Below are 12016 nucleotides of genomic sequence, written 5' to 3'. Positions count from 1 at the left end.
TTAGGTCGCTGGTCGTAGAGGGTCAACGTGCCAGCATTTCATGTGTTCTTCGCCCGACCCCGCTTCTCTTCCATCACCCGATGACACTCCGGGGGCGGCTAGGTATCCTGCCCACGCTTGAGCGACCTGCCCAGACTGCTCCTGTGCAGTTTCGACGTCATCCCCGGTCCGTCGGGTTCCTCCCGACGTCTGTCCGAATACCTGAAGGCGTTGCCGGACCGCTTCTCCGTGGTGGTGCTGTCGGCGAAGACGCCTGACCACTCCCATATCGAGAAGTACCAGGGCGCTCGGCTGCTGCGCGTCCCGGTAGGCTCGGGTGACCTGGCCTCCCGCATCCAGGCCTTCGAGCGGGCCGTGCGGCGGCAGCTCGAGAGCGAGGACTACGCGCTCGCCCACTTCACGGACCCCTTCGGCGGCTACGCACTGTGTGAGCTGAAGGGCGACTACGGGTATCGCCTCATCTATGAGGCCCAGACCTTCCCTTCACAAGAGCTGCGCTACACGCATCCCCAGACGGAGGGGGACCGGCGCTTCCTGGCCAAGATCCGCCGGCAGGAGCTCTTCTGCCTGATGAACGCGGACCTCGTCGTCACCGGTTCGCAGACGACGCGAGCGTACATCCAGTCGCTCGGCGCGAGCGAGGACCAGGTCCGGGTGTTCCCGGCGCCGGTGGACCTCGCGCCCTACACGCCCGACGTGCTCGGCGTTCCCGATGGCGAGCCCTTGCGGATGATGTACCTGGGAAGCCAGGTGGGATGGCAGGGCCTGTCCACGCTGCTGCGCGCCGTGGCGCTGGCGGCCCGGCAGGAGGAAGTGCGCCTCACGGTGGTGGGCGCGCGGCACCCGGACTGGCAGCCGCACCTGGATGACCTGGTGAAGGAGCTGGGACTGGGAGACCGGGTCGAGTTCCAGCCCCCCGTGCTCCATGACGACCTGGCCAAGGTCCTCGCGCTCGCGGACGTGGGCGTGCTCCCGCTGGATGACGTGGAGCGCAATCGCGTCCAGGGGGGCCCCCTGGCGAAGGTGTCCGAATACTGCGCCGCCGGGCGCCCCATCATCGCGGCGGACCTGCCGGTGACGCGCGAGCTGGTCCCCGAAAGCGCCGCGGTGTTCTTCCCGCCCGGAAACAGTGAGGTGCTGGCGGACCGAATCATCGAGCTGGCGCGCAACGTTCCGCGCCGCCTGGCGCTGGGTCGCGCGGCCCGGGCCCATGCGGAGGACGTCCTCGATGCGGGGCTCATCCGCGGCAAGCTCCTGGACCTGTACGACTCGCTCCTGGAGAAGCGGTCGGAGCCGGTCTCGACCACGAGCGAGGACGACCTCCCCATGCCGACCACGGTGACGGGGACGCCCACGAATCGCCTGGCGGCGCTGCTCCCTCCCGAGCCCGCGCCCACGGCGGCGCCCGTGTCCAAGGCGAAGGGAACGGAGGCGAAGAAGGAGGCCGGGCCCAAGGCGCCGTCGCGTGAGGAGCTGCCGCTGGTCATGGGGCAGGTGCTCGACGAGGGAATCGACACGCGGCTCGTCAAGACGGAGCTGGAGTCGAATCCCATTGGACCTCCGGTGGTGATGGGCGCGCCGCTGCGGGAGGCGCCTTCGGCGGCCACCTCTGGCGCCGGGTCCGCCCCTGAGCGCGAGGCTTTCGCTTGGGATGGACGGAAGGACGCAGAGACATCGTCGACAGCCGAGCCAGAAACCACCGACGAGGACGGCGAGGCGTCGCTCCCCATCGTCCAGGCGACGGAGGTCGAGCCCGAGGAGGCTCCGTTACCGACGCCCGTGGTCCGGGTTCCCCCGCCTCCGGGCCGGAACGCGCCGGTGACGGGAGCGGACGCAAGCAATGCCGCCTCCTCCATGCCCGTGGTCCGGGTGCCGCCTCCTCCGGGCCGGAATCCGGCGACGTCGAGCACGGACGCAAGCGACGCGTCGTCGACGCCTGTCGTCAAAGCGTCCACGGTGCTGAGCCGAAGCGCATCCGAAGCAAGCGTGGACCTGGATGACGCCTCGTCCACGACGCCGGTCGTCAAGGCACCCGCCCCACTACACCGGGGCGCCTCGGCATCGAGTACGGACGCGAGTGACGCCTCGTCGACAACGCCCATCGTCAAGGCCCCTGCATCACTGAATCGGGGGACCTCGACGTCGGGCTCGGATTCCAGCGACGCCTCGTCTGCAACGCCCATCGTCAAGGCGCCCGCGTCATTGGACCGAGGCAACTCGGCTTCGAGCGCCGACGCGAGCGACGCCTCGTCCGCAACGCCCATCGTGAAGGCACCGGCGCTGTCGACCCGGTCCCTTGGCGACGATGCCGACGAGCCGCCCGCGCCCACGCCCGTCGTCAAGGCTCCCTCGCCATCGAGCCGGACCAGCACGCGCGAACGTGCCCTGGACACCGACGAGACGCCCGAGCCCCCCGCGCCAACGCCCATCATCCGCGTGCCGACGGAGCTGCTGCGGGAGCTGCTCCCCACGCGCTCCTCCAGCAGCCGCGGCGCCAGCACCCCGAGCCGCCCGGAGGAGTTCCCCACTCCCACCCCCATCGTGCCCGCTCCCTCGCCGCTCGCGAGCCGGAGCATCTCGTCACGCATGGAGACGCCCGTGGGGCGCATCGCGTCCCTGCCCACGCAGGCGCGGACCTCGTCTGCCTCCGACGCCGAGCGTCCCCCGCCGGTCCTCCGGCCCAGCACCGGCGCGTCGGAGGCAGACCGGCTTCCGCCCATCCGGGGAGGAATGGCTGCGTCGTCCTCGGAGCGGGAGCGCACGCCGCCCACGCTCCGTCCGAGCTCCACGACTTCGGACACCGAACGCCCACCGGCCCTCCCGCCGCGAGCGGCGACACCGCCGCCGGTGCCGCGACAGCGTCCGCCCAGGCTCCAGTCCGTGGACGGCCCTCCTCGCCTCGAGCCCGTGGGCCCACCGGCCCTCAAGGCCTCAGCGACCACGCCCAGCGGCCACGACGACGAGCCCGAGGAGATCTCCGAGGACGAGGCCGAGTCCATCGACGACGCCGACAACGACACCCCGTCGCGCGCCCGGCCCCAGCCTGAAGAGCCGGACGAAATCAGCAGCGACGAGGTAGAGGAGGCGGAGATTTCCGCCACGGGTGCAGCGCAGCTCATCGACGCGGATGACGCCATCGAGGACGCCGAGGCCGAATCCGCCCCGGAGCCCGAGGACGAAGGTCCCGCCCCGGAGCCCGTCCCTTCGACGCTGAATCCGTGGTTTGCCCAGCTCGCCCACGGCTACTGTCCCCCCGACGGCATCCGCTTCGACCGTCACACGCCCCCCACGACCTTCCCGGGCCGGGACGAAACGACGAACCCCTCCCACCCGAGCCCCTCGGTCCGTTCGGAAGTCGTCGCCCGCGGCAAGAGCTCGTGAGGCAACCAACCGAGCTGATCCTGGAAACTTTCCAAGGGTCGCAGGCGCCCGATAGGATGTTCCGGTTTTCACAGCACTTTTTCCGGGACAAAGGGCTTCATGGAGCGTCGGGTCCTCATCGTCGAAAGCGAGCATGATTTAGCGCTCAGCATGGCCACCGTGCTGAAGGGCGCGGGCTACCAGACGGCCTTGGCTGAGACGGCCGCTGACGCGCAGCGTGAGTTGGAGAAGCGACGGCCAGACCTGGTCGTCCTCCGCGCCGAGCTGAAGGATCAGTCCGGTTTCGTGCTCTGCGGCAACATCAAGAAGGGCAAGTGGGGCCAGAACCTCAAGGTGCTCCTGCTTTCCTCCGAAAGCGGCGTGGATGGCCTGGCGCAGCATCGCCAGTCGCCACAGGCCGCGGACGGCTACCTCGTCATTCCCTTCGAAATGGGCGAGCTGGCCGCCATGAGCCACGGCATCGTTCCGCCCGGCACGGAGGACGCAGGTGCGCCGGCCGATGCGGCCAGTGGTCCGCGCGAGGCACCGCCGCCCATGCCCGTGTCGCCCAAGGCCGCCGCCGGTGGGCCGCCGAAGCTGCCCAAGCGCGAGCGCCGCAGCGCGATGACGGAAGAGGACCGCGCGTTCCTCGACCGCACCTTCCAGTCCATCGCGGACCGCAAGGCGGAGCTGCTCGCCGAGTCCCGTCAGCTCAAGCGCCCGCCCCCGCGGCGCGAGCTGATGGGCACGCCCGAGGGCAAGATTCAAATCCTCCGCGACGAGCTGAAGACGCGCGAGGCCCAGCTCGCCCGCCTCTCCGAAATCTGGAGCGTGCGCGAGCGCGAGCTGCTCTCCGGCGAGGACCGACTCCACGAGAAGGACGTGGAGCTCCAGGGCCTGAAGATGCAGGTGGACGACCTGCTCCGCCGCTTCAACGAGGCCCAGCAGGCCACCATCCAGAAGGAGCGCGAGCACGGCGCCACCGTCGATGACCTGCTGCTCCAGAAGTTCTCCGCGGAGAAGGACCTCATCGAGGTCGTCGCCTCCAAGGAGAAGGACATCAACCTCCTGCGCCGGGAAGTCTCCCGCGCCGAGGAGGAGCTGGCCCGCCGCGCCGCCGAGCTGGAGCACGGCCGCAACGAGTACGACAAGCTGGAGAAGCACCTCGGCGTCGTCACGCTCGAGTTCGAGGTCAAGGAGCAGAAGCTCCAGGACACCCTCCTCGCGAACGAGGGAGAAATCGCCCGGCTGACGAAGCGCGGCGACGACTTCGAGGCCGAGCTGAGCCGCACCATCAGCGAGCGCGACCAGCGCTTCGCCGAGTTGGACGGTGAAATCCAGGCGCTCCAGGAGCGGCTGCAGCAGACGGAGCAGGAGCGCGACGCCACCGTGCGGGGCCTGGAGGCCCGCGCCACCCGCGCCGAGCAGCACGGCGCCCATGCGGACGCGGAGATCCACCGGCTGAACGCCGAGCGCGACGCCCTGGAGGCGAAGCTCAGTCAGCAGATTTCGGACCTGGAGACCGACCTCGCGCGCACCACGGGCGAGCGCGACCAGCTCCGCCTGGACAAGGACGCCCAGGAGGCCGAGCTCACCCAGCGCGTCGAGGAGCGCGACGCGAAGATTGGCACGCTCGAGCGGGAGCTGGCGGAGACCATCGCCCGGAACGAGCACACCGAGGCGGAGCTCAACGCCAACATCCAGCAGCAGTTGGAGCGCATCGGTGAGCTCGAGGGCGAGGTCGAGGCCGTCAAGACGCACCTGGAGGACCGCGAGGCAGAGCTGACCGCGGAGCTCCAGGCGCTCGGTCAGGCCAAGGACGAGCTGGAGACGGACCTCAACGACCGGCTCCAGGCGCTCTCCCAGGCGAAGGATGCGCTGGAGGCGGACCTCAGCCGCCAGTTGGAGGAGCTGCGCGCCGCCAAGGCCGAGCTGGAAGCGGACCTCACCGGGCAGATCCAGGCACTCACCTCGCAGCTTGAGGAGACGCAGCGGCAGCTCGACGACTCGCAGCGGACCGGCGAGCAGCTCTCCGCGCGCGTCGCGATGCTGGAGGACACCGTCACCCAGCGCGACGCCACCATCGAGTCCCTGCAAGGGGACGTGGCCGCGCGCGACCAGCGCATCTCCGAGCTGAGCGGTGACCTGGAGGCCACCACCCAGACGCTGGCGCAGACGCAGCAGACGCTGGCGCAAACCGAGCAGCAGCTCGCCGACACCCAGAACACCCTCGCCAGCACCGAGGGGACGCTGGCGGAGACGCGGGGCGAGCTGGAGGCCACCAGCCAGACGCTGGCGCAGACGCAGCAGACGCTGGCCCAGACCGAGGACACGCTGGCGCAGACGCGCGGCGAGCTGGAGGCCACCAGCCAGACGCTGACGCAGACGCAGCAGACCCTGTCCCAGACCGAGCAGCAGCTCGCCGATACGCAGAACACCCTCGCCAGCACCGAGGGCACGCTGGCGGAGACGCGAGGGGAGCTCGACGCCACCAGCCAGACGCTGGCGCAGACGCAGCAGGCCCTGGCGCAGACCGAGGACACGCTGGCGCAGACGCGCGGCGAGCTCGACGCCACCAGCCAGACGCTGACCCAGACGCAGCAGGCGTTGGCGCAGACGGAGCAGCAGCTCGCGGACACGCAGAACACCCTCACCCGCACCGAGGGCACGCTGGCGGAGACGCGCGGCGAGCTGGAAGCCACCAGCCAGACGCTGTCGGATACGCAGGTGCGCCTCGCGGATACCGAGGCCGCGCTGGCCCAGACGACCCACGAGCGCGACCAGCGCATCGCGGAGCTGGCGGACCTGGGCGCGGCGAAGGACGCGCTGGAGCAGGAGCTCACCGGCCAGATTGGCCAGCTCCGCAGCGAGCTGTCCGAGACGCAGGGGAACTACGAGGCGGAGCGCGCCGCGCACGAGAAGCTGGCCGCCGAGACGAGCGCGCACATTGGTGACCTCACCAGCGAGCGCGATGGACTGCGCTCCGAGCTGGAGGCCACCAGCGCGACGCTGGGGCAGACGCAGAGCCAGCTCACGGCCACCCGCGAGGCCCTGGCACGCGAGCAGCACGCGCACCAGGAAAGCCGCCAGGCCGCCGCCAACGCCCAGGCCGCGCTGGAAGGACAGCTCGCCGAGGCGCGGGCCCATGGCGAGGACCTGGGCGAGCACCTCACCCTCACCAAGCACGAGCTGGGCACGCGCGTCGCCGAGGTGACGCAGCTCACCGCCACGCTGGCGCAGACGGAGAACGCCCGGGCCAGCCTGGAGGAGCGGCTGCACACCCTCACCGTGGAGTCGCAGCGGCGCGAGGAGCTCCTCCAGAACGACCTGACGCAGAAGGGCACGGAGCTGTCGGACACGCTCCGCAAGCTCACCCACGTGACGCAGGAGAAGATGCGTCAGGCCGAGGTGCTCAACCGCGAGGTGGCCAACCGCACCGAGCAGCTCAAGGCCATGGAGGCCAAGCTCCACGCCCAGGCCGACGAGGCCCGGCGCCAGGCCGACGGCCTGGGCCAGCAGATTGCCGGCCTCAACGAGCAGCTTGAGCAGGGCCGCAAGGCACTGGCCGGGCGCGAGGAGCAGCTCCGTGCCGCGGGCACCGCGCAGCAGAAGCTCACCGCCGAGCGGGACGGACTCGCCGGCCAGCTCCAGCAGGCCGAGGCCCGGCTCCAGCAGCAGGCCCAGCAGGCCTCGCAGGAGCGCGCCGACGCCAAGCGCGCCGCGGACGAGCTGGCGGCGAAGCTGGCCAAGGCCGAGCAGCGCATCGCCCAGCTCACCCAGGAGGCCCAGACCCACGCCGCCGAGGCCGACGCCAGGTCCAAGGAGCTGCAGGGTCAGCTGAGCGCGCGGGCGAAGAAGATCCAGGACCTGGAGCTGGCGCTGGAGAACGCGCAGGGCGCCAAGGCCCGGGCGGAGAAGGAGCTCAACGCGAAGGTGACCGCCGCCGAGAGCAAGGCCCACGAGGCCGCCACCCGCCTGGCCGCCGCGCAGAAGGAGCGCAAGGACCTGGAGGCGCGGCACCTCAAGGAGCAGGAGGACCTGGTCGCCAAGCAGAAGGCGGAGCTGGAGCGCCGCGACGCCATCAAGGCCCAGGAGGTCGCCCGCCTCCAGCAGTCGGTGCAGGAGAAGAGCAAGGCCCTCAAGGTCGCCGAGCTGGAGCTGGCGCGCTACAAGAGCAAGTCCGCCACCGCGCCCGCCGCGTCCGCCAAGGCCGCGGCGCCCAAACCCGCCCCGGCCGAGGAGGACGACCTGGCCGTGAGGACCCAGCTCAATCAGGTCATCCCGCCGGCGGCGGCCCAGGCGCCAGCGGCCGCGGCGAAGAAGCCCGCGGCCAAGGCCGCCGCCCCCGCCGCGAAGAAGGCTCCTGCGCCAGCCCCGGCGCCCGCCCCAACCGCCGCGCTGGGGGAGGACTCCGAGCCCACCGACCGGACCCTGCTCATCCAGCTCCCCACGGCCAAGGAAGACGACGACTGGACGGCCCTGGTGGACGAGCTGGACAAGTAGCCAAGTCCATGCGCCGGGCGAGCTCCGGCGCCTGCGACCGGGATTCCGGCATCCCCGCCGGAATCCCGGCGGTCCCCTGCCTCAAAAAGCACGCGACCCGCGCGAGGACCCCTGACATCCGCGCCCTAGCAGGGCACGCGTGTCAGGCCCGCGGCGGGTGCCTTCACGTCATGATTTTGACGGAACCTGCCGCGCTCAGAGCGCGGCGCGCGCCTCGCGAACCAGCTCCTTGAAGTGGAGCGTGGAGACGACGTCCCGGAAGGACACGTCGCGGCCGCCATTGAGGGCCTCGGCCTGGGCACGGCGCCAGCTGTTGCGGAGCGTTCGCAGGGAGACATAGGCCAACAGCAGCGGGAACCCGCCCGGAAGCAGGACGACCGCCACCATCATCACCATCCTCAACCACGCCCACACCATGACCGCTGACCTCACTGAGTCCTTGAGTTGCGGACAAGAGATGCACGGTGCATGCCCACGATGCGCAGAATATTTCCCACTGGAGTTACGCAGGGTTGCCCGGCAGCGAGGCGGACTGGCCACGATGGCGACGCCGGAACCCTGGCATTTTTGCCGCAGTCGCCCGGAGGCCGTCGGTTAAGTTCACAGGGTGAGCACCCCTTCGACGGTTGAGAGCCACGCCTTCACCAGCGTGGAGGACGCGGAGCAGCGCCTGGAGCAGGTGGGCTACCTGTCCTCGCCGGAAATCGCCACGGCCGCCTTCCTGGCGGACCGGATGAACAAGCCCATCCTGGTGGAGGGCCCGGCCGGCGTCGGCAAGACGGAGCTGGCCAAGGCGCTGGCCCAGGCCCTGGGCCGCGAGTTCATCCGGCTCCAGTGCTACGAGGGCCTGGACGAGGCGAAGGCCCTCTACGAGTGGGAGTACGCCAAGCAGCTGCTCTACACCCAGCTCCTCAAGGACAAGATCGGGGACATGGTGCAGGGCACCACCACGCTGGCGCAGGCGGCGGACCGGCTGGCCTCCAGCGACGCGGTGTTCTTCTCCGAGCGCTTCCTGCTGCCGCGCCCGGTGCTGCGCGCCCAGCTCTCCGAGCGCCCTGCCCTGCTGCTGGTGGACGAAATCGACAAGGCGGACCCGGAGTTCGAGGCCTTCCTGCTGGAGGTGCTGTCCGACAACGCCGTCACCATCCCCGAGCTGGGCACCTTCCGCGCGAAGCACATCCCCCGCGTGCTGCTCACCTCCAACGCCGCCCGCGAGCTGTCCGACGCGCTCAAGCGCCGCTGCCTGCACCTGCACATCGACTTCCCGGACCGCGAGCGCGAGCTGCGCATCGTCCGCGCGCGCCTGCCCGAGGTCCCCCAGGTGCTGGCCGAACAGGTGGTGGAGGCGGTGGCCGCCATCCGCTCGCTCGACCTGAAGAAGGCGCCCTCCATCAGCGAGACACTGGACTGGGCGCAGAGCCTGGCGCTGCTGAACGCGGAGCAGCTCACCGCGGACGTGGTGGCCTCCACGCTCAACCTGGTCCTCAAATACGAAGGCGACATCGAGAAGGCGAAGGCGAACCTCTCGCAGATCGCCCAGGCCTGACGGGCCTACGAAGTCCGTGCTACTGAAGGAACGCTTTCAAATCACCCGCCCGCTCGAGGAGATGGAGCTCGTCCTCGTGCGCGCGGCCATGGCCAACCCCGCGCTGGTGGACGCGCGGGAGGAAGCCATCCTGCGCACCGCCCTGTCCCTGGCGCGCCTGTACAAGGTGCAGCACGGCGGGCTCGACGTCGGCGTGGGCGCGCTGCTCACCCCCTTCCGGGAAGAGGTGGAGCGACGCCTGGGCCCCGTCCTCCGCGGCCCCCACCCGCCCACGCGGGACCGGCTGATGCCGCACGTGAAGGACCTGCGCCAGCACGCGGCGAAGGCCCGCGACGCGGTGGCGCAGCGGCTGCGCGGGCGCGTTCCGCTGGAGGCGCTGGACCTGGAGATTCGCCAGAAGGCGCTGGTGCTCGTCGCCGGCGGTGGCGGCGGCACGGCGTATGTTTACCTGGGGGTGATGAGCCTGCTGGACGAGCACGGCCTGGAGCCGCGCCTGCTCGCCGGGACGTCCATGGGCGCCATCCTCACCCTCATGCGCTCGCGCCTGGCGCGCTTCGACCCCACGGACATGATCAACATCGTCCGGGGCCTGTCCTTCCGGAAGCTCTTCCGCTTCATCTCCACGGAGAGCCGCTACGGCCTGCCCGCCGCGCTGCGGCTCTTCCTGCGCGCGGGGCTGGGACGCTTCTTCGGCGCGGGGCCGGAGAGCAGCGGCATGCGGCTGAAGGACCTGCCGGTGCCCACCCTCATCGCCGTGGGCGGCATCCGCCGCGGCATGCTTCCCCGCCCGCTGGAGTATTACGAGCGCCTGCTGGGCACCAGCCCGCTGGGGCTGCTCAACCCCGCCGGCGTGGCGCGCCGCATCCAGGCCGCCATGGGCGCCATGGCCGAGCTGTTCACCCGCCCCGAAATCACCGCCCGCCTCTACCTGGGAGCCGACGATGCCAGCGGTGACTTCGACGCGCTCGACGCCGCGGGCTTCTCGTCCGCGCTGCCCGGCGTCATCCACTACGACGTGCTGCGCGACGACCCGGGCATGCACACCCTGGTGGAAGGACTGATGGCCCAGCACGGCGTGGCGCGACTCATCGACGGAGGCCTGGTGGACAACCTGCCCGCGAAGGCGGCGTGGAAGGCGGTGGCCCGCGGCCGCATCGGCACGCGCAACGCCTTCATCCTCGCGCTCGACGGCTTCGCCCCCAAGCTGACCACGCCCTTCTGGCTCCCCCTCCAGCGGCTGGCCGCGATGACGGTGGCGCCCAACCTCCCCTATACGCACCACGTCAAACGCTTCCCCCGAACATTGTCGCCGCTCGAGGTCGTCCCTTCAGTGGAACTGGCTTCGAAGGCGCTACACTTTGGAAGAAAGGCCCTGGCAGAGGACATCCCCTTCCTGCGCAGGATGCTCGCCCCCCTGCCATCGGTGCTGTGACCCGGTGGCCGGAGCGAGAAACACGCTTTGACCTCATAGGGTTCGGTGGATAGAAGGCCCGGGCTGTCCCACACCTCAACCATCCAGGCGAAGGAACATCGAATGAGCTCGACCTCGAGTAATGGAGTGCGCGCCGAGCAAATCTGGCTCGACGGCCGACTGATGAAGTGGGACGAGGGCCACGTGCATCTGATGACGCACGCGCTGCACTACGGTCTCGGCGTCTTCGAGGGCATCCGCGCGTACAAGACGCATGACGGACGTCTGGCCATCTTCCGGCTGCGCGAGCACATCCGCCGGCTGCTCGACTCGGCCCACATCATCATGCTGAAGATTCCGTACACCGAGGACGAGCTCTTCGACGCGTGCGTGAATCTGCTCCGCGCGCAGAAGGACCTGTTCGCCAACGGCGCGTACCTGCGGCCCGTGGCCTTCATGGGCGACGGCGCCATGGGCCTGGGCGCGGTGAACCCCACCCGCACGGCCGTGACGGCCTGGGACTGGGGCGCGTACCTGGGTGACAAGGGCATCAAGGAAGGCATCCGCGCCAAGGTCAGCTCGTACACGCGCATGCACGTGAACGTGAACATGGTGCGCGGCAAGATTACCGGCCAGTACGTCAACTCCATCCTCGCCAAGCGGGAGGCGGTGCTGGCGGGCTACGACGAGGCCATCCTCCTGGACATCAGCGGCTTCGTCGCCGAGGCCTCCGGCGAGAACATCTTCCAGGTGAACAAGAAGGGCATCATCAAGACGCCCCCGCTGTCCTGCCCCATCCTGGACGGCATCACCCGCGACACGGTGCTGCGCATCCTCCGCGACAGCGGCCGCGCCGTGGAGGAGGTCACCTTCACCCGCGACGCGCTCTACATCACCAACGAGGTCTTCTTCTGCGGCACGGCGGCGGAAATCACCCCCGTGCGCGAGGTGGACAACCGCCAGGTGGGCGACGGCAAGCCCGGCCCCATCACCCGGTACGTGCAGGACATGTACTTCCGCATCGTGCGCGGCCAGGAGCCGCGCTACGCGGAGTGGCTCACCTACGTCTGAGCCGCCGTCCGCCCCCCTCTTCCGCCTCGTGGGAGGGGGGCCCGGCCCGGGTGGTCTCCCGCCCGCCCCCCGGGCCGCCCGCAGAAGACGCCACGTCCCGTGCCCTGCCCACCGCTGGATGGGCT

The 12016-nt window shown here is 70.3% G+C and carries 6 protein-coding genes; 5 read left to right on the top strand and 1 reads right to left on the bottom strand.

Annotated elements, in window-relative coordinates:
- Positions 1-117: 117 nt before the first annotated feature.
- Both VZL07_RS30055 and VZL07_RS30050 read left to right on the top strand, forming a co-directional pair.
- On the top strand, positions 118-3381 hold the full coding sequence (locus VZL07_RS30055) for a glycosyltransferase (RefSeq protein WP_426751341.1): 3264 nt from the start codon (positions 118-120) through the stop codon (positions 3379-3381).
- 99 nt (positions 3382-3480) lie between these two features.
- Positions 3481-7863 (top strand): response regulator, encoded by a 4383-nt coding sequence (locus tag VZL07_RS30050; RefSeq protein WP_426751339.1) that lies wholly within the window; start codon positions 3481-3483, stop codon positions 7861-7863.
- Positions 7864-8058: 195 nt separating this feature from the next.
- On the opposite strand, the gene VZL07_RS30045 is transcribed toward VZL07_RS30050, so the two are convergent.
- On the bottom strand, positions 8059-8280 hold the full coding sequence (locus VZL07_RS30045; protein WP_426751338.1) for a hypothetical protein: 222 nt from the start codon (positions 8278-8280) through the stop codon (positions 8059-8061).
- A 190-nt stretch (positions 8281-8470) separates the two neighbouring features.
- Between VZL07_RS30045 and VZL07_RS30040 the strand changes: the two genes are divergently transcribed.
- The 3 genes from VZL07_RS30040 (at position 8471) to VZL07_RS30030 (ending at position 11891) form a co-directional block, all read left to right on the top strand.
- Positions 8471-9409, top strand: a complete 939-nt coding sequence (locus VZL07_RS30040; protein WP_426751336.1) for an AAA family ATPase — start codon at positions 8471-8473, stop codon at positions 9407-9409.
- A 16-nt stretch (positions 9410-9425) separates the two neighbouring features.
- Positions 9426-10841 (top strand): patatin-like phospholipase family protein, encoded by a 1416-nt coding sequence (locus tag VZL07_RS30035; RefSeq protein ID WP_426751335.1) that lies wholly within the window; start codon positions 9426-9428, stop codon positions 10839-10841.
- A gap of 102 nt (positions 10842-10943) precedes the next feature.
- The gene (locus tag VZL07_RS30030; RefSeq protein ID WP_426751333.1) at positions 10944-11891 is read left to right on the top strand and encodes a branched-chain amino acid transaminase; all 948 of its coding nucleotides are present in this window, start codon (positions 10944-10946) and stop codon (positions 11889-11891) included.
- Positions 11892-12016: the final 125 nt, after the last annotated feature.

Source organism: Pseudomyxococcus flavus (assembly GCF_050038885.1).
GTDB lineage: Bacteria > Myxococcota > Myxococcia > Myxococcales > Myxococcaceae > Myxococcus > Myxococcus flavus.
This window is presented reverse-complemented; position numbering and strand designations above follow the sequence as displayed.